The sequence below is a fragment of the Geodermatophilus sp. SYSU D00814 genome, assembly GCF_054050055.1.
The window spans coordinates 1-18810 of the sequence record NZ_JBJGYP010000016.1 but is presented as its reverse complement, the minus strand read 5'-3'; the positions used below and the strand labels follow the sequence as shown (position 1 = coordinate 18810).

The 18810-nt window shown below is 76.8% G+C and carries 17 protein-coding genes; 5 read left to right on the top strand and 12 right to left on the bottom strand.

All coding sequences use genetic code 11. The features are described 5' to 3' along the window. Positions 1-9 precede the first annotated feature (9 nt). On the top strand, positions 10-447 hold the full coding sequence (locus ACI780_RS13880; RefSeq protein WP_457003542.1) for a GNAT family N-acetyltransferase: 438 nt from the start codon (positions 10-12) through the stop codon (positions 445-447). Between the two features lie 9 nt (positions 448-456). Here the strand turns inward: ACI780_RS13880 and ACI780_RS13875 are convergent, their stop codons facing one another. Continuing rightward, positions 457-993: a DM13 domain-containing protein gene (locus ACI780_RS13875; protein ID WP_456872702.1), complete on the bottom strand. Its 537-nt coding sequence runs from the start codon at positions 991-993 to the stop codon at positions 457-459. Positions 994-1093: 100 nt separating this feature from the next. Here ACI780_RS13875 and ACI780_RS13870 point away from each other — a divergent pair, with 100 nt between their 5' ends. After that, positions 1094-1477, top strand: coding sequence for a PaaI family thioesterase (locus tag ACI780_RS13870; RefSeq protein ID WP_456872667.1), 384 nt, complete (start codon positions 1094-1096; stop codon positions 1475-1477). Between the two features lie 18 nt (positions 1478-1495). On the opposite strand, the gene ACI780_RS13865 is transcribed toward ACI780_RS13870, so the two are convergent. Further along, positions 1496-1726, bottom strand: coding sequence for a hypothetical protein (locus ACI780_RS13865; protein ID WP_457003540.1), 231 nt, complete (start codon positions 1724-1726; stop codon positions 1496-1498). A gap of 156 nt (positions 1727-1882) precedes the next feature. Between ACI780_RS13865 and ACI780_RS13860 the strand changes: the two genes are divergently transcribed. After that, a complete protein-coding gene (locus ACI780_RS13860) occupies positions 1883-2164 on the top strand; it encodes a DUF427 domain-containing protein (protein ID WP_456872665.1) in 282 nt (93 codons plus the stop codon). Here ACI780_RS13860 and ACI780_RS13855 read toward each other — a convergent pair. The 10 genes from ACI780_RS13855 to ACI780_RS13810 form a co-directional block, all read right to left on the bottom strand. Continuing rightward, entirely contained in the window at positions 2161-2583 is a 423-nt protein-coding gene (locus tag ACI780_RS13855) for a hypothetical protein (protein WP_456872664.1), read from the bottom strand. The genes ACI780_RS13860 and ACI780_RS13855 overlap by 4 nt on opposite strands. Before the next feature lie 116 nt (positions 2584-2699). After that, positions 2700-3671 (bottom strand): ferritin-like domain-containing protein, encoded by a 972-nt coding sequence (locus tag ACI780_RS13850; protein WP_456872663.1) that lies wholly within the window; start codon positions 3669-3671, stop codon positions 2700-2702. Positions 3672-3829: 158 nt separating this feature from the next. Further along, positions 3830-3973: a hypothetical protein gene (locus ACI780_RS13845; protein WP_457003537.1), complete on the bottom strand. Its 144-nt coding sequence runs from the start codon at positions 3971-3973 to the stop codon at positions 3830-3832. A 431-nt stretch (positions 3974-4404) separates the two neighbouring features. Then, entirely contained in the window at positions 4405-4929 is a 525-nt protein-coding gene (locus ACI780_RS13840) for a DUF4234 domain-containing protein (protein WP_457003535.1), read from the bottom strand. 158 nt (positions 4930-5087) lie between these two features. Then, positions 5088-5552: an NUDIX domain-containing protein gene (locus ACI780_RS13835; protein WP_457003533.1), complete on the bottom strand. Its 465-nt coding sequence runs from the start codon at positions 5550-5552 to the stop codon at positions 5088-5090. Positions 5553-5574: 22 nt separating this feature from the next. After that, a complete protein-coding gene (locus tag ACI780_RS13830) occupies positions 5575-6099 on the bottom strand; it encodes a hypothetical protein (protein WP_456873022.1) in 525 nt (174 codons plus the stop codon). Between the two features lie 132 nt (positions 6100-6231). Beyond that, a complete protein-coding gene (locus ACI780_RS13825; protein ID WP_456873021.1) occupies positions 6232-6861 on the bottom strand; it encodes an isochorismatase family protein in 630 nt (209 codons plus the stop codon). After that, a complete protein-coding gene (locus tag ACI780_RS13820) occupies positions 6858-8735 on the bottom strand; it encodes a hydantoinase B/oxoprolinase family protein (RefSeq protein ID WP_456873020.1) in 1878 nt (625 codons plus the stop codon). The genes ACI780_RS13825 and ACI780_RS13820 overlap by 4 nt, the downstream gene beginning before the upstream one ends. A 2-nt stretch (positions 8736-8737) precedes the next feature. Next, positions 8738-10810 (bottom strand): hydantoinase/oxoprolinase family protein, encoded by a 2073-nt coding sequence (locus ACI780_RS13815; protein WP_457003530.1) that lies wholly within the window; start codon positions 10808-10810, stop codon positions 8738-8740. Next, positions 10807-11499 (bottom strand): GntR family transcriptional regulator, encoded by a 693-nt coding sequence (locus ACI780_RS13810; protein ID WP_456873018.1) that lies wholly within the window; start codon positions 11497-11499, stop codon positions 10807-10809. Before ACI780_RS13810 ends, ACI780_RS13815 begins: the two co-directional genes overlap by 4 nt. Before the next feature lie 178 nt (positions 11500-11677). On the opposite strand from ACI780_RS13810, the gene ACI780_RS13805 reads away from it, so the two are divergent. Continuing rightward, complete coding sequence (locus ACI780_RS13805; protein ID WP_457003528.1) at positions 11678-12565, top strand: isocitrate lyase/PEP mutase family protein; 888 nt, start codon at positions 11678-11680, stop codon at positions 12563-12565. A gap of 123 nt (positions 12566-12688) precedes the next feature. Further along, complete coding sequence (locus ACI780_RS13800; RefSeq protein WP_457003526.1) at positions 12689-18640, top strand: AAA domain-containing protein; 5952 nt, start codon at positions 12689-12691, stop codon at positions 18638-18640. Positions 18641-18810 lie beyond the last annotated feature (170 nt).

The window sequence follows — 18810 nt, the reverse complement described above, 5'->3', positions numbered from 1 at the left end:
AACGGGCGGGTGGCCCCGCTCCTGCGCACCGCCGGCTTCGCCGAGCTCACCCCGTTCGAGGTCTACGAGCTGTGCCGGCTGCGGGTCGACGTGTTCGTCGTCGAGCAGCAGTGCCCCTACCCCGAGCTCGACGGCCGCGACGTCGAGCCGGGCACCCGGCACCTGTGGTTCGAGCAGGACGGCGAGGTGCTGGCCACCATCCGGGTGCTCGACGACGGCGCCACCCGCGCGATCGGCCGGGTCGCCACCGCCGCCGGTGCCCGCGGGCGCGGGCTGGCCGCGCGGCTGGTCGAGGCGGGCATCGAGCTCTGCGCGGGGTTCCCGGTCACGCTCGGCGCCCAGGCGCACCTGCAGGGCTGGTACGAGCGGCTCGGCTTCCGGGTCAGCGGCCCGGGCTACGTCGAGGACGGCATCCCGCACGTGCCGATGCGCCGCGAGCCGGCCTGAGGGCGGCGTTCAGGTGGCTGCCACCGGGGCGAGGTCGGCGGCGCCGAAGGCGGCGTCGAAGCGCTCGCACCAGATGACGACGCTGACGTAGCCGGTCGCGTCGAAGCCCTCCGGGACGACGTAGTTCTGGTCGCCGACGTTGCCCTTGAGCGGCCCGAGGTCGACGAAGTCGTCGTCGAAGGCGGCCTCCTCGCCCGTGGCGGCGTTCTGCGAGAGGTAGACGAACAGCGCCGGCCCGTTGGTGGTCTCGAAGCCCTCCAGCCGGACGACGGTCGACCCGTCGGGCAGCCGGACCACCCGCGCGGTGCCGACCGTCTCGTGCTCGAGCGAGACGAACGTGCCGGTGGCCAGGTCGACCGGGTCGGCCGGCAGCGCGCTGCCGATCCTGCCGGTCGTGTCCGCCGCCCCGGCCGCCGCCGAGGGCAGGGCCTCGTCGACCCGGCTGTCGTAGAACAGCCGCTGCGGCTGGAACCACGCCAGGGTGACCACCCCGAGCACCACCGCGACGACCGCCGCTCCCAGCCAGACCCACGTCCTCCGCCGCATCGACACGGCGGCGGACCCTAGCCGCGCGGCCGCGATCCGTGGGGCGTCCGGCACGCGGCGGCCGGGCGTGACCGGCGGGCGGGCGGGTACGGGCCCGGGCATGGCGGACGACGGCGACGTGGGCGGCTTCGCCGGAGGGCTCGGCGCCCGGCTGGCCGAGAGCGACGATGGCGCGGCCACGCTCGCGTTCGAGGTGCGCGAGGAGCACCTCAACCCGGCAGGCACGCTGCACGGCGGGGTCGTCGCGACGCTGGTCGACACGGCCATGGGTCAGGCGGTGCGCACCACCACCACCGACGGCCAGGTGCCCGCGACCAGCCAGCTGACGGTGACCTACCTGCGGCCCGGGAAGCCCGGCCGGCTCGAGGTGCGCGGCCGGGTGCGTACCCGCGGGGAGCACCTGACCGTCTGCGAGGCCGACGTCGAGCAGGACGGGGAGGCCCTGGCGCACGCCGTGGCGACCTTCGCCCTCCTCGAGCGCTGACCCAGGACCGCCGGCGGGTCAGACCCTCGCCGGCGCCGCGCCCTGCTCGACGACGACGGTGGGAGTGGGGCCGATCGCGCCGTCGTCGTCCTCGTCCGCGCTGCACTGGCTGACCAGCAGGATGAAGCCGAAGACGAGCACGATCAGGCCGAGGAAGGTGCCCAGCAGCACCGCGCGCCCGCGCTTGGGACGCGGCTGCATCCCCCGGCGCGGGTCCTGGGGGTCGGGCGGACGGGCGGCCTGGGACATCGGTCGCGCTCCTCGTCGTCGGGGACGGGCCGGACCGGCGGCGGGGCCACCGGGGGCGACGCGGTCGGCGCGCCTCCCGGTCACATGCCCAGCCCACCGGCTCGTACGCGTGGTGCACGCCACCCGCACCGGTGTCCGGTGGGGGACGATCGCGGCATGACCACAGCGACCTGGAACGGGACCGTCATCGCCGAGTCCGACGACATCGTCACCGTGGAGGGCAACGCGTACTTCCCGCGAGAGTCCGTGCGGAGCGACGTGCTGCGCCCCTCCTCCACGCACACGACCTGCCCCTGGAAGGGCCAGGCGTCGTACTACACGCTCGAGGTCGAGGGCCGGGTCAACCCCGACGCCGCGTGGTTCTACCCCGAGCCGAAGGACGCCGCGAAGGAGATCACCGGCCGGGTGGCCTTCTGGCGCGGCGTCGAGGTGAGCTAAGCGGGACGGTCCCCGGCCTGGGCGCGGGCGTCCGCGGCGTCCTGCGCGTCCAGGACGCCCGCGCGCTCCTGGCTGTCGATGACGCGGTGGTAGGCCGCCCACGCCTCGGCCGGGGCGAGGTCGAGCGCGGCGGCGATCGCCTCCCAGCCGGCCCCGCCCCGCAGCGCGGCGCGGAAGCCGACGAGCTGGCTGTCGTGGGCCTTGCGGGCGACGACCTCGCCGAGGGCGAGCAGCTCCAGGGACTCGGCGACGTCGAGGGAGGTGGAGTCGTCGAGCAGCGAGCTCCAGGAGTCCTCGTCGCTCCCGGTCGCCCGGGCGCGGGGGGTGGCCCCGGAGTCCCGCCGGCTCAGGAAGTCCAGGCGGGTGACGGCGGTCTGGAGCGAGAACTCCTGCTCCAGGGCCTCGGGTGTGATCTGCATGCCGTCACGATCCCCGACCGCCACGGCGGGTCAAACCCGCTGCGACCGGGATCTCCCCGAACGCCGGACGGCCCGCACCCGGGGTGGGGTGCGGGCCGTCCGGCGAGCGGCGGGTGTCAGTTGTCGACGCCCACGGCCTCCTTGGCGACCGCGGCGAGGGCGACCTGGGCGGCGCTGATGACGCTCGACCGGTTCTTGTGGGTCTCCTCGTAGCGGATGAGCACGCGGATGTCGTGCGGCTCGCGCAGGGCCTTGGCGGCCTTGGCGGCGTCGGAGGTCGACAGCGAGTCGTAGCCCTTCACGGGCAGCTCGTCGGCGGAGACGTCACCGAGCTCCTCGCGGGCGGCCTTGGCGGCGTCGGCGGCGGTGCGGTTGCCCTCGCGACGGGCGATCCGCTCGGCCCGGCGCAGCGTGGCGGCGCGGCCGACGGTCAGCGTCTCGCGGACGGCGTCGGTGAGGGTGGAGGCGCGGCCGGCCACCTGACCGAGCTTGTCACCGGCGGCCTCACGGCGCTGCTGCGCGGTGTCGAGGGCCTCGTTCACCCGGTTGGCGACGAAGCGGTACGGGGCGTTGGCGGCCCGCGCGGCGACGCCGGCGACCTGCTGGAACGGGGTGGCCTGCAGCGCGGCGGGGCCGCCCAGGGCCTCCTCGGCCAGCACGACGGTCAGCCACTCGATGGTGGCCTCGTGGGCGCGGATCAGGCCCTCGGCCAGGCGCTCGACCTTGGCCAGCCCGGCCGCCTGGCCGAGCACCTTGAGGTAGGTGGCGCGGTCGTGCAGCTGGTGCTCGAGGGAGAGGTCCTGCAGCAGGGCCTCCTCGATCGGCTCGGCCTGCTCGACGGCGGCCTTGACGACGGCCGACAGCCGGCCCACGACCGGGGTGACGACGTCGGGCACGCCGCCCAGCTCGCGCAGCTCGGCGGTGATCAGCCGGGTGCGCTCGGCGGCGTTGTCGGCGTTCTGGGTGAGCTCGCGGCGCACGGCGTCGGTGCGGGCCTGGGTCACCCGGGTGCGGGCGACCTGCTCCTCGGTCTGGGAGAGCAGGACCAGCGCGCGGAGCTGGTTGACGATCTTGGCGTGGTCGGTCACGACGGGGGAACTCCAGACATCGGGGATGACCTGACGTCTCGGTCATGCCCCGCACCCCGCGCCTGCTAACTCCTGCAAGCGGATTGCTAGCGGTGAGGTGCGTCACGCCGTGCCGGCCCGGCCGGGGCCGGCACGGCCGGGGCCGGCACGGCGGTGGGTCAGCGGGCCGGGGCGGCCGGGGGCACCGGCGGACGGCGGCGCGTCTGCAGCCGCAGCACCGGCTGGGTCAGCTGCGCCAGCGCGGCACAGCGGGGGCACACCGGGCCGGGGTGGGCCTCGGCGGCGCAGGTGTCACAGGGCACGCGGGTCTCCTCGTACGCGCGAGTCCGTCCGGACCCGGGGAGTCAGGACCCTGCCACCCGGGGACGGCGTCGCCGTGCCGCGTGGGGCGGGTGGGACGACTCGTCAGCGATCCGTCACCTGGTCGCCGGAGCCGGTGTCCAGCGCGGGCGCCGTCGCACGACCGCGGTGGCGACCGGGCGGGACGCGGGCGCGCAGGTGCAGGCCTGGCCGGCGGAGGGGGACGAGGAGCACATCGGACCTCCCGGGGACGGTGGCCGCCGAGAGTGGCAGCCGCCACCGCTCCGTGGGGGTCTCGGCACGCTCCGGAGTCCGGATGTCACCCGATCGACCCGCGCCGTTCCCCCGTCCGGCGCCCGGTGTCGACCTGCTGCTGCCTCGGGGCCCGGGAGGCAGCCGCAGGTCGACAGGGGGCGGCGTGGACCGCCGCGGGTCAGGCGGCGCCGAGGGACCGCCAGTAGGCGTTGAGCGCGCCGTTGGTCTTGACGAACCAGACGATCGGGCCGACCAGGATGAACACGCCGGGCAGGTACCACAGCCCCGTGGCGCCGCTGACCGGCTTGGCCCGGCCCGCGCGCTCGTAGAGGGCGCCGACCTCGCTGCTGGTGACGAACGGCGAGACGAACCCGAGGAAGAGGGCGATCACCAGGGCCAGGCCGCCGCCCAGGCCGTTGCCGGTGTGCCGCTTCATCTCCTCGTGGACCGAGTAGTACCAGACGAGGGAGTAGATCCCGAGGGTCACGATCGTCAGCAGGATCGCGACGCCGGTGCCGCGCACCCGGCCGATCGGGCCGGACGGCGGGAAGTGCGCCCCGGCCGGGACCGGCGGCATCGGCTGCCCCGCCCAGCCCGGCGCCTGGCCGTAGGGCGCCTGGCCGTAGGGCGTCTGGCCGTAGGACGCGTACGGCGCGGCGCCGGGCTGCTGCGCGGACGCATCCTGGTACGGAGAGGTGGTCATCGGTCCCCCGCTTCGACTGGGCCGGCGGACGGTCCGCCGGCGCGCAGGAAGCTAGGCCGCGACCGGGCTCGTCGGGGGCACGCGCATCGCGACACCACCCGACCGGCACCCGCCGCCCCCGTCGTCCCACCGGCCACGCCCGTGCGGCGGGCGCGGGCTCAGCCGGCGAGCAGCTCCGCCAGCCGGTCGAGGTAGGGCACCTGCCCCTTCACGAGCTTCGCGCGGGCCTCGTCGAGGCCGAACCAGGCCGCACGGTCGACCTCGGGGAAGTGCTGCACCCGCCCCGACCGCGGCGGCCACTCCAGCGGGAAGGTGCCGCTGACGACCGCCGCGGCGTCCAGGTCGCCCTCGCCGGCCCACACGGTGAGCACCTTGGCGCCCGCCCGCAGCTCCCCGAGCGGGGTCAAGGACGTCGCCGGCACGGGGCTGCCGAGCTCCTCCTCGAACTCCCGGCGGGCGGCCGCGAGCGCGTCCTCGGCGTCGTCGTGCTCGCCCTTGGGGATCGACCAGGCGCCGTCGTCCTTCCGGGCCCAGAACGGCCCGCCCATGTGGCCGAGCAGCACCTCGGGGGCGCCGCCGGGGCCGCGCCGGTACAGCAGGATCCCCGCGCTCCGTCTCGGCACCCGGCCACCCTCGCACGGCGGCTCAGCCGCAGTCGCCGCCCTGGTGGCCGTGCCCGTGGCCGTTGCCCCGCCCCGGCTTGTCCCGGCAGGGATCGGCGGGCGGCTCCGGCGCCGGGGGCTCGGCGGACGGCGGCGCGGGCGCCGGGGTCGTCGCCACGGGCACCGGCGCCGGGAGGACCTCGGCCGGCGGCGGCGCGGCCGCCTCCACCGGCTCCGGCGACGGCGCGGCGGACGACGGCGGCACCGACGACGGCGCGGCCGACGGCGGCACCGCGGTCGGACCGGCCGACGGCGAGGGACGGGCCACCGGCGGCGCGTCGACGGGGTCCCCGCCCCGGACCGCCGGCGCGACCAGCGCCGCCAGCCCCGCCACCGCCAGCACCAGCGCGAGCGCCCCGGCGACCACCCAGCGGCGGCGCAGCGCGGAGCGGGCGGCGTGCCGCGAGCGGCTGGGCAGCACGTCGGTGTCGCCGAGGTCCAGCGCGGCGTCGAGGGCGCCCAGGGCGTCGAGGGTGTCCAGGGACGAGGGGAGGCGGCCGGTGTGCATCCGGGCGAACCTACGCACGCGGCGGCGCGCAGCCCGGTCCGCGACCCGCCCCGCCGTCCCCCGTGTCACTCCTGTCCCGGCGGGTGCCGGGACGGCGCCTCCCGAGGGGGGACACCCGGGAGGCGCCGTCGTCTAGGCGGGGCGCTGCAGGTGGGGCAGCGCCTCGGTGAGGTCCACGACGTCGGCGTACTTGGCGTCGAGGTCGGCGAGGTTGTTCTCGTGCAGGGCGGGGCTGCGGTCGGCGCAGGCCTGGCGGACCACCTGCGGGCGGAACCCGGAGTTGAGCGCGTCCATCGCGGTGGCCCGGACGCAGCCGGAGGTGGAGACGCCGGCGACCACGACGGTGTCCACGCCGAGGCCGGCCAGGGTCGGCGCGAGCGTGGTCCCGAAGAAGGCCGAGGCGTACTGCTTGACCACCACCGGCTCCCCGGGACCCGCCTCCAGCGTCAGCTCGCCCCACTCCCCCGGCGCGTCCTCGGCGAAGGCGGCCAGCGCCGGCACCTTCCGCACGAACAGCCCGCCGTCGGCCAGGCCCCGGGCGTAGCGGACCGCCGTCCACACCACCGGGTGCCCGCCGGCGCGGGCGGCGTCGACCAGCGCCCCGGCGGCCTCGACCGCCGGGCCCGGGTCGGGCAGGGCGAACGGCCCACCCGGCTCGGTGTAGGCCCGGCACAGGTCGACGACGACCACGGCCGGGCGGGCGCCCCAGCCCAGCCGCCCGGAGAACGCCGTCCCGTGCGGGCCGGGCTCGGGAACGCTCACCCGGCCGCCCACACCGGGCGCTTGGGGGCCGGCAGCCCGGTCTCCTCCTCGCAGCGGGCGAGCAGCTCCTCGATCGGCGGCCCCATGTCGAACACCGGCAGCTCGGCCGGCCGGTCGGCGCGCATGGTGTCGCGCAGCGTCTCGGTGGCCTCGGCGTCGACCTCGCCGTCCTCGGTGAGGCAGACGCCGTAGCGCTCGGCGCCCCGGGGCGTGACCAGCCCGCGCCGGACCTCCCGCGCGACGAGCTCCGGGTCGCGCTGCAGCGGGTCGCCCCACCCGCCGCCGCCCCAGGTGACGAAGTGCAGGACGTCGCCGGGGCGCACCGGCACGCCGTGGCACTTGCTCGGCAGCACCTCCCGGGTGCCGTCGGCCCGGTCGATCCACTTGCGGCCGCGCGCGCCGGGCTCGCCGCCGTTGACGCCCCACGGGTAGGTCAGCCAGCGGTCGTCGTGGATGGCGATCTCGCCGGGTTCCTCGAACACGTAGGCGACGTCGACGCCGTTGCCGCCGCGGTGCAGCCCGGCGCCGCCGGTGTCGGCGACGGTCTCCCACGTCTCGATCCGCAGCGGGTAGTAGGACTCGAGGTACTCGCAGGGGATGTTGACGAAGCTCGGCCACAGCGAGTGCCCGTCGGGCCCGTCCCCGAGCGGCCGCCCGGGGATGCCGCCGAACCCGATCGAGTACAGCTGGAACCACTCGCCCTTGCGCTCTCCGGACGAGTAGTGGCCGGAGTACATGAAGTGCGGCGAGGAGGAGAAGCCGGCCGCGTTGAGCAGCGCCGGGTTGGTCTGCCCGAGCAGCCCGCCGAACAGGTCGAACACCCGCCCGATGCCGTGGTTGCGGCCGTTGAGCGCCGCCGGGTGCTCCGGCTTCCAGTACGACCCGTCCGGGATGGTGACGTCGATCAGCGGGTAGAAGCCGTCGTTCCACAGGATCTGCGGGTCGGCGACGGTGATCATGTAGATCCCGAAGAACATCCGGGTCAGGTTCTCGTTGATGTAGTAGTTGATCGGCCCGGCCGCCTGCGGCGAGGAGCCGGTGAAGTCCAGGTGCACCTTCTCGCCGGTGCGGGTCAGCGACAGCTTGAGCTCGTAGGGGCCGTTGCCGACGCCGTCGTCGCAGATGTAGTCGGTGAAGGAGAGCGTGCGGCCCTCCTCGAACACCATCTGCAGCAGCACCTTCATGGCGTCGTGGTTGCGCTGCAGCAGCGCGTCGAGCGCCGACAGGTAGGTGGCCGTGCCGAACCGCTGGCACATCTCCACCACCCGCCGCGCGGCGGTGCGGCACGCGGCGACCAGGCCGTTGAGGTCGGCGCGGTTCCAGTCGGGCATGCGGACCTGGTTGAGGATGATCCGCAGCGCGTCGTCGTTGAGCACGCCCCTGCGGTAGAGCTTGAAGGGCGGGATGACCACGCCCTCCTCGTAGATGGTGCGGGCGTCGGTGGGCATCGACGACGGCGTCTTGCCGCCCACGTCGGACATGTGCCCGAACATCGACGCCCAGCCCACGACCCGGCCCTCGTGGAACACCGGCATGACCAGCAGCCAGTCGTTGGCGTGGCTGATCGCCGCGCCGCAGGCGTAGGGGTCGCTGGTCAGCAGGACGTCGCCCTCCTCGACGGTGTCGTCGAACCCGTCGAGGAAGTCGGGGATGGACAGGCCGAACTGGCCGACGACCATCTTCCCGCTCGGGTCGCCGATCAGCGGGAACTCGTCGTGCTGCTCGCGGATGCCGGGCGAGAGCGCGGTGCGGAAGAGCACCTCGTCCATCTCGTAGCGGGCGTTGCGCAGCCCGTTCTCGATCAGGTCGAGGGTGACCGGGTCGACGTCGACCCGCTCCACCTCGCCGGTGGCGGTCTCGATGATCCGGGCCATGCTCACGCCTCCGCGTCGTCGGTCAGGGGGGTGATCAGGAGGGAACCCGAGGCGTGCACCGCGGCCGCGTGCCCGGGCAGGACGAGGGTGGTGGAGTCCATCTCGGTGACGATCGCCGGGCCGCGCACCACGTCCCCGGCCCGCAGCCGCGCCCGGTCGTAGACCGCGGCGGTCACCTGCTCCCCGCCGACGTGCACCGGCGCCTCGGTGACCAGCGCCGACTTCGGGTCGCCGTCGCCCTCCTCCAGCTGCACCGGGGCGACGTCGGGGCGCGGGCCGGTGACGGTGGCCCGGGCGTTGACCAGCTCGTGGTCGACGTCGAGGAGGAAGGAGAACAGCCGGTCGTGCTCGGCGTCGAAGGCCTTCCCCAGCTCGGCCAGCGCACCGTCGCCGTCGAGCCAGGCGGGGTCGACCTCCACGGGGATCTCGAAGCCCTGCCCGTGGTACCGGACGTCGACCTGGAAGCCGACCCGCTGGTCGGCCCGCGCCAGGCCCTGGGCGGCCAGCCGCTCGCCGGCCTCGTCGGCGAGCTCGCGCAGGATCTGCCGGAGCTCGCCGTCGGTGAGCTGGCCGAAGCGGCGCAGCACCGTGCGGGCGGACTCGTCGCGCCGGCTGGTGGTGGCGTCGCCGAGCGCGCACAGCAGCCCGGGCCCGGGCGGGATGATCACCGGCCACGCCCCGGTGAGCCTCCCCAGCGCGTTGGCGTGCAGCGGGCCGGCGCCGCCGAAGGCGACCAGCGCGAAGTCGCGCGGGTCGAAGCCCTGTTGCACCGACACCAGCCGCAGCCCGCCGAGCATGTTCTCGTTGACGATGTCGACGATGCCCGCGGCCGCGGCCTCCGGGGAGTCCAGCCCCATGGCCTCGGCGACCTTGCCGACCGCCGCGCGCGCGGCCTCGACGTCGAGGGTGATCTCCCCGCCGGCCAGCGCCGAGGGCAGGTAGCCCAGGACGACGTTGGCGTCGGTGACCGTGGGCTCCACCCCGCCCTTGCCGTAGGCGGCCGGACCGGGGTCGGCGCCGGCCGACTGCGGGCCGACCCGCAGCGCGCGGGTCAGCTCGGGCACGTGCGCGATGGAGCCGCCGCCGGCGCCGACGGTGCGGACGTCGACGCTGGAGGCCCGCACCGACAGGTCGCCGACCTTGGTCTCGCGGCCGATGCGCGGGAACAGGTCGCGCACCAGCGCCACGTCGGTGGAGGTGCCGCCCATGTCGAAGGTGATCAGGTCGCGGTGGCCGCACTGCTCGGCCACCCACACCGCGCCGGTCACCCCGCCGGCCGGGCCGGACAGCAGCATGGTCACCGGCGCGGCGACCGCGGCGTCGGCGGACTGCAGGCCGCCGTCGCTGCGCAGGATCGACAGCTCGCAGGCCACCCCGCCCTCGCGCAGCCCGTTCGAGAGGTGGCGGACGTACTTGTCCACCTGCGGCTGCACGTAGCCGTTGGCGACGGTGGTCAGCGTGCGCTCGTACTCGCGCAGCTCGGGGAGCACGTCGGAGGACAGCGACACCGGGACGCCGGGCAGCACCTCGCCGGCGATCTCGCGGATGCGGCGCTCGTGCGTCGCGTCGGCGAAGGAGTTGACCAGGCTGACGGCGAGGGCCTGCACGCCGCGGCCGGCCAGGTGCTGCAGCCGCGCGCGGACGTCGGCCTCGTCGAGCGGGCGGACCACCGACCCGTCGCTGGCGATGCGCTCGGCGACCTCGACGGTGTCCTCGAGGTCGGCCAGCGGCTCGGGCTTGGGCCAGATGATCCAGCCGGCCAGCCCGCCGGGGACGAAGGAGCGGGCGATCTGCAGCACCTGGCGGAACCCGCGGGTGGTGACCAGGCCGACGCGGGCGCCCTTGCCCTCGAGGATCGCGTTGGTCGCGACCGTGGTGCCGTGCAGCACCTGCGCCACCTCGCCCAGCGAGATGCCGGCGTCGGCGCACACCTTGCCGATGCCGGTGAGCACCCCGACCGCCTGGTCGGCCGGGGTCGAGGCGGTCTTGGCGCGCCACGTCGCGCCGCTGTCCTCGTCCACGAGCAGGACGTCGGTGAAGGTGCCCCCGACGTCGACTCCGAGCCGGTAGCTCATGCGGTCTCCTCCTGGCGGATCGCGGTGGCGGTCATCTGCAGCCGGGCCGCGCGGACCATGACGGCGCGGGCGTTGGCGATGTGCGAGGTCATGACGGCGCGGGCCCACGCGGGGTCGCCGGCGCGCAGCGCGGCGACGATCTCGCTGTGGTGCGCCAGGCTGCGGCGCAGCGACGCCTCGTCGTAGGTGAGGAAGTTGCGCCGCACGATCGGCGGGTGGATGGCCGCGGCGAGCGCGGCGGCCAGCGCGGGCTGCGCGGCGAGGGCCACCAGCCGGTCGTGGAAGGCGCGGTTGAGCGGCACCAGCGCGTCGAGGTCCTGGTCCGGCCCGGGCGCGCCGACCTCGTGCATGCGCCGGGCCAGGCCGTCGAGCTCCTCGACGTCGGCCGGGCGGGCCCGCGGGACGGCGTGCGCGGTCAGCTGCGGCTCGAGCACCGACCGCAGGTCGAACACGCCCTCGAGCTCGGCGACGGTCCAGGTGGCCACCCGGGCACCGCGGTTGGGCACCACCTCGACCAGGCCCTCGGCGGCCAGCCGGGACAGCGCCTCGCGCACCGGCGTCCGGCTGACCCCTAGCCGCTCGGCCAGCTCGACCTCGCCGAGCCGCGCACCGGGCGCCAGCTCCCCGCCCATGATCAGCTCGCGCAGGGTCGACAGCGCCCGCTCCGCGGACGTCTGTGCACGTGTCACCCGTCACACCTCCCTGGCGATTGCATGCAAGGTAGGGGCGCCCCGGTCGGTGCACAAGGGCCGCGAAACAGACTGCCGTGTTCCGTTTCGGTCGTTGCCGTGCACGTCACGGGGGGTGCAGACTGCTCCCGACCCGGAGAGGGCCCGACCAGGGTCTGTATGCAACCGAGGGGGCACCGTGGGTGATCTGCTGGGGAACGGCCCGGCGCCGCGGGCGCGGCTGCGCGAGCTGCTCGCCGGGCCGGGGCCGCTGGTCGCGCCGGGCGCCTACGACGCGCTGTCGGCCCGGCTGGTGGAGCAGGCCGGCTTCGACGCCGTCTACATGACCGGCTTCGGGACGACGGCCTCGCTCATCGGCCGCCCCGACGTCGGCCTGCTCACCGGTGCGGAGATGGTCGACAACGCCCGCCGGATCGCCGCGGCCGTCGAGGTCCCGGTCATCGCCGACGCCGACACCGGCTACGGCAACGCGCTCAACGTCGTCCGCACGGTGCAGCTCTACGAGCAGGCGGGGGTGGCCGGGATCCAGCTCGAGGACCAGGTCATGCCCAAGAAGTGCGGGCACATGAGCGGCAAGGCGCTCATCGGCGCCGACGAGATGGTCGGCAAGATCCGCGCGGCGGTCGCCGCCCGCCGCGACCCCGACCTGGTGATCGTCGCCCGCACCGACGCGGTCGCCGTCAGCGGCACCGGCGACGCCCTGGAGCGGGCCCGGGCCTACGCCGACGCCGGCGCGGACCTGCTCTTCGTCGAGGCGCCCACCACCGAGGCCGACGTCGAGCGGGTGGCGACGGCGCTGGCCGGCGTGGCGCCGCTGGTGTTCAACTGGGCCGAGGGCGGCCGCACGCCCCCGCTGTCGCTGCAGCGGATGACCGAGCTGGGGTTCGCGCTGGTCATCTACCCCATCGGCACGCTGCTGGCGGCCACCGCGGGGATGCGCTCGCTGCTGGCGGCGCTGCGGGCACAGGGCGTCCCGCCGCTGGAGGGACTGCCCACCTTCGGCGAGTTCACCGACCTCGTCGGCCTGCCCGAGGTGCAGGACCTGGAGCAGCGCTTCAGCAGCTGAAGGCGCTTCCCATCGGCAGTCGTGGGAGGGCTCCGGACAACGTCTCGGCGCTCCTGTCACACCCGTCCCAGACGCTCGCGGCGATGACCGGACCGGTCCGTCCGGGCCGGTAGACAGAGCGCCGTGAGCACCACCGACGCCCGGCCGCATCCGCACGACGGTGCCCCCCGGGTGGCCGTGGCGATCACCGCCACGAGCACCCCGGTGCTCTCCCACGCCCTCGCCCACAACCGCGTCCCGGTCGTCTCCCGGCTGGCGTTCGCCACCCACGGCGCGGCGGTGTCCGGCGCGCTCGTCCGCATCGGGGTGCGCGACGCCGAGGGACCGATCGGGCGCCCGGTGGAGCTCACCGTCGACCTCGACGCCGACGCGACGACGGTGCTCAGCGACGTGGACCTCGTCGTGGACGCCGCGGCGGTGCTGCAGATCGAGGAGCAGCGGCCCGGCGTCATCGAGATCGACGTGACCGTCGACGGCGCCGACGTCGGCGGCACGGCCGTCCCGGTGCAGGTGCTCGCCGCCGGCCAGTGGCTGGCCGCCCCCCTGCCCCTGGCGCTGGAGATGCTCGCCGCGCACGTGCTGCCCAACCACCCGGCGGTCGGTCCGCTGCTGGAGGAGTCCGCCGCGCTGCTCGGGGAGCGCACCGGCGATCCCTCGCTGGAGGGCTGCGCGGCCGGCCCGGAGCGGGTCGACGCGGTCGTCGCCGCGGTCGCCGCCGCGGTGCGCGCCCGCGGCGTCCGGTACGGCGAGGCGGCCGCGGACTGGGCGCACATCGCGCAGAAGGTGCGCACCCCCGGCGACGTCCTCGACGGGCGGGTCGGCACCCCGCTGGACACCACCGTCGTGCTGGCCGCCGCGCTCGAGGCCGCCGGGATCCGCACCCTGCTGTGGCTGACGGAAGGGCACGCGTTCCTCGGCTACTGGCGGGAGGAGCGCAGCGCGGAGAGCGCCGCCACCACCGACGTCGCGCCGCTGGCCGACCTCGTCGACCTCGGCCTGGTGCGGCTGGTGGAGACGACGCTGCTGACCAGCCGCGAGCCGGCCGACCCCGACGCCGAGCAGCTGCACCGCGCCGCCCGCGACGCGTGGCTGGCCGGCGGCCCGGACCGGGTGCTGGGCGTCACCGACGTCCACCGCGCCCGCCGCGACGGCATCCTGCCGCTGCCGGCCCGCACCCGCGGCCCCGGCGGGGCGCTGCAGGTGGTCGAGTACCGCCCGCCCGCCGCGCACCCGGCCGGCCGCCACGCCGCCCCCGCCCCCGGCGCGCCGGCCGGCGTGCCGTCGCGGGTGCGGCAGTGGCAGGACGACCTGCTCGACCCCGCGGCGCGCGACCGGCTGCTCGACCTCCCCGAGGGCGCGGGCCTGCCGCTGGTCGTGCCCGGCCTCTACCTCGCCACCCTCACCGAGCTGCTCGCCGAGGAGGGCGGGGTCTCGCTGCTGCCCAGCGACCGGCTCACGGACTCCGACGAGGAGGGCGTGTCCTCGGCCCGCGGGTTGCCGGTCGGCGTGCTCGGCGAGGTGCTGCACGAGCGGCGCGCCGTGCACGCCGACGTCACCGACGGCGGCTACCTGCCGCGGCTGCGCGGGCTCGCGCACCGGGCGCGCACCACCCGCGACGAGACCGGCGCCGGCGACCTGCACCTCGCCGTCGGCACCCTGGCGTGGGAGCACGACGGACGGCGGCTGCGCTCGCCGCTGGTCCTGCTGCCGGTGGTCCTCTCCCCCGACGGCGACGGCGACGGCTACCGGCTGACCGCCGACCCCGCCGCCGGCGCCCACCCGAACGGGCTGCTGCTCGACGAGCTGCGCCGGGCGCACGGCCTGACCGTCCCCGGGCTCGACCCCGAGGACGGCACGGACGTCGACGGCGTGCTCGACGCGGTCCGGCAGTCGCTGGCCGAGGCGGGCCTGCCCTCCCGCGTCGAGGCCACCGCCGACCTCGCCCTGCTGCGGCCGGCGGCGCACCGCCGGTGGCGCGACCTGGACGCGTCGTGGGCCGAGCTGACGGCCGCACCGCTGGCCGACCACCTGGCGCGCGCGACCGCCGCACCGTTCCGCGACCCGGTACCGGCCGCGGCGGTCGACGTCGACCTCGACGAGCTCGCCGCCCGGTGCCCGCTGCCCAGCGACTCCTCCCAGCTGCGCGCCGTCGCCGAGGGGGTGGCCGGCCGCACGTTCGTGCTCGAGGGCGCGCCGGGCACCGGCAAGTCGCAGACCGTCGTCAACCTGGTCGCCCGCGCCGTCGCCGAGGGGAAGCGGGTGCTGGTCGTGGCCGCGAAGCGGGCCGCGCTCGACGTCGTCGCCCGCCGGCTGGAGGCGGCCGGCCTGGGCGGGGCCACCCTGCCGCTGCACGACGGGCGCGCCCACCCCGCCGAGGTGCGCGCCCGCGTCCTCGCCGCGCTCGACGACGCCCCGCGGGACCCGGAGGACGAGGGTGCGGCCGCGGACCTCGCCGACCTGCGCGCGGCCCGCCGCACCCTGGCCCGCTACGCCGACCGGCTGCACGCCCCCAACGCCGCGGGCCTGTCCTGCTACTCGGCGCGGACCGCGCAGCTCGCCCTCGGCGACGGCGTCCCGCCGCTGTCCCTGCCACCGGCCTTCGCCGCCGCCGCGCCCGCGCAGACGATGGCCGCGGTGCGCCGCGCGCTGGCGCTGCTGCCCGACGTCGCCGACCTCGTCCGCCCCTCGCCGCGGCACCCGTGGGCCTTCGTCGACACCGCCGACGTCGACCTGCGCGCCGCGCACGCCGCCGCCTCCGCCGTCGACGCCGCCATGCGCGCGCTGCCGGCCGAGGAGCACCTGGCGCGGGCGCTGCGCGAGGTGCGCACCCCCGCCGACCTCGACGACCTCGCCCACCTGCTCGCCGGCCCGCCGGTGGGCCTCGACGTCCTCGACGAGGTGCCGACCGCGCGCTGGACCGCGGCGACGACGGCGGTGCTCGCCGAGGTCGCCGCGTTCACCTCCGCCGTCCACCCCGGCCTCGAGCTGGCCGGTCCGGAGGCGCTGGCGCTGCCGCTCGCCGACCTCTACGTCGCCGCGCAGACCGCGCAGGCCGCCCGCACCTGGGCCCGCCGGCAGGGGCTGCGCGCGGTGCGGGACCAGCTGGCGCCGGCGCTGCGCCCGGGCGTGACGGTGAAGCTCGGCGACGTCCCGGAGCTGACCGCGTCGCTGTGGCGGCTGCAGACCGCCGCCGCGGGCCTCGCCGCGCGCGCCGCGGTGATCCCCGGGCTGTCGGTGCCGGCGGGGTGGAACCCGCTGCTGGACCCCACGGTCCTCGACGGGCAGGTGGCGTGGCTGCGGCGGGCCGGCGCGGTCGTCGACAGCGCCCGCGGCTTCGCCGTCGCCCTGCGCCGCCACGTCGTCGCCCGGCCCGGCACCGACGCCGCGGCCGCGACGGCCGTGCGGCGGCTGCGCGACGAGCTCGACCGGCTGCTGCGCGTCTGCCGCAGCACCCCGGCGCGGCTGGCCGAGTGGTGCGGCGACGACGGCGTCCTGCTGCGCTGGGCGATGACCCGCCCCGAGCGCGGCGTCGAGCACAGCGGGCTGATCTCGCTGCGGCGGTGGGCGGAGCTCCTCGACACCCTCGAACCGCTGCGCGCGGCCGGCCTGACCGAGGCCCGCGCCGCGCTGGTCAGCGGCCGGCTGCCCGCCGAGGACGCCACCCGCGCCCTCGAGCACGGCCTGGCCGCCGCCTCGGCGGCCGAGCGCCAGGCGGCCACCGGTCTCGACGCGTTCGACGAGGACGCGCACGACCGGGCCCTGGCCCGCCACACCGCTGCCGCCCGCGCGGTGCGCCACCACCTCGTCGCCGCGCTGCCCGCCGCCGTCGCGGCCCGCCGTCCCGAGGACGACGAGCGGGTCGCCGCCCTCCGGCACGCCCTCGACGAGTCACCGGGAGTGGCGACCCTGCTCGCCGAGCACGGCGACCTGGTCACCGCACTGCTGCCGTGCGTGCTGGCCGGCCCCGACGCGGTCGCCCGGTTCCTGCCGGCGCGGGCGGGCCTGTTCGACCTCGTGGTGGTCGAGGAGGCCTCCCAGCTGCGGGTCGCCGACGCCGTCGGCGCGCTGGGCCGGGCCCGCGCGGCCGTGGTCGTCGGCGACACCCGCCAGCTCCCCCCGGCGCCGCCGGCCGAGTCCGGTCCCGCGGCCGGCGAGGACGTGCCCGGGCTGCCGGGCACCGCCGTGGAGGACGCGGAGTCGATCCTGTCGGAGTGCCTGCGCGCGGGCGTGCCGCGGCACCGGCTGTCCTGGCACTACCGCAGCCGCGACGAGTCGCTGTTCGCGTTCAGCAACGCCCACTACTACGGCAACCGGCTCTCCTCCTTCCCCGCGCCCACGGCCGGGCGGGCCTCGGCCGACGTCGGCGGGCACGGGATCTCGCTGGTCCGCGTGCAGGGCACCTTCCACCGCACCGGCGCCGGCCGGCTGCTGCGCACCAACCCGATGGAGGCCAAGGCCGTCGTCGCGGAGATCCGCCGCCGCCTCGACGCCGACCCGGACGCGGTGCCCTCGATCGGCGTGGTCACCTTCACCACCCAGCAGCGGGCCTACGTCGAGTCGCTGCTGCGCGACGCCGGCGACGAGCGGCTGACCGCGGCGCTGGAGCGCACCGACGGCGAGGGCGTCTTCGTCAAGGACATCGAGGACGTCCAGGGCGACGAGCGCGACGTCGTGCTGCTGTCGACCGCCTACAGCGCCGACGACCGCGGCGTGCTGCCGCTGAACTTCGGCCCGCTCAACCGGGCCGGCGGCGAGCGGCGGCTCAACGTGGCGATCACCCGCGCCCGCCGGCAGGTCGTCGTCTTCACCTCCTTCGACCCCACCGCGCTGCGCGCCGAGCAGACCTCGTCGCTGGGCGTCAAGCACCTGCGTGCCTACCTCGACCTGGCCGCGCTGGGCACCGACGCGCTGCCGCGGGAAGCCCGGGCGCCGCGGGTCCCCGACCGGCACCGCGAGGAGATCGCCGCCGCGCTGCGGGAGCGCGGGCTGGGCGTGCGCACCGACGTCGGCCTGTCGGACTGCCGCGTCGACCTGGCGCTGGCGCGCGCCGACGCCCCGGAGACCCCGGTCGTGGCCGTGCTGCTCGACGGTCCGGGCTGGGCCCGTCGGCCCACCGTCGGGGACCGCGACGGCCTGCCCGCCGAGGTCCTCACCGGCGTGCTCGGCTGGCCCGCCGTCGAGCGGGTGTGGCTGCCCGCGTGGCTGCGCGACCGCGAGGCCGTGCTCGACCGGCTGGCCGCCGCGGTCGCCGCCGTGCCCGCGCCCGCCGCCGCTCCCCCGGCGCTGTCCGTGGTGGACGACGCGGTCGACGCCGAGCCCGAGCCCACGCCCGCCCCGGACCCGGCGCCGCGTGGGCCGGTGCTGCGGTCGGTGGCGTCGGCCGCCGTGGCCGCGCTGCCGGCGCCGCGCCCGCTGCCCGACCCGGCGACCGACGAGCCCGCCCCGGTGACCCCGCCGGTGACGCTGAGCGTGGTCCCGCCGGTGCCGGAGGTGCCGGAGGAGCCGCCGGCCGACGAGGTGGCCCCCGCGCCGGTCGAGCAGCGCTTCCGCGCCTGGGCGCCCAAGCCGGCCGGTGACCGCAAGGTCCTCGACGGCCTCGCCGACCCGCGCAACGCCCGGCTGGTCACCCGGGTGCTCGGCGCGGGGCTGCGCGCCGAGGGACCGGTGCACCGCGACCGGCTGGTCCGGCTGGCCGCCGGCGCGTTCGGCCTGACCCGGGTCGGCGAGGCCCGGCGCGACGCGCTGCTGGCGCTGCTGCCCGCGCACACCCTCGACGGCGACGTCGTCTGGCCGGCGGCGCTGGACCCGGCGACCTGGACCGTCTACCGCCGCCAGAGCGCCAGCAGCGTCCGGCCGCTGGAGCAGGTGCCGGCGCAGGAGGTCGGCAACGCGATGGTCGCGCTGGTCCGCGACTCGGGTGGCCTCGGCCGCGACGAGCTGTTCCTGCGCACCGCCGAGGTGTTCGGCTACCGCCGTCGGACGCCGTCGCTGGCCCCGCTGCTCACCGCGGCGCTCGACCGCGCGGCCGCCGCCGACCGGCTCACCGTGCACGACGACGGCCGGGTCACCTCCTGAGGAAGGACCCTCCTGTCCCCGCCACTCGCACGCTGGCGGCGGGCCCCTGCAGGAGGGCCGCCGCGGACGGGGGGGGGGGGGGGGGGGGGGGGGGGGGGGGGGGGGGGGGGGGGGGGGGGGGGCGGGGGGGGGCGCGGGGGGGGGGCTGGTGCCCACCAACCACCCGCAAC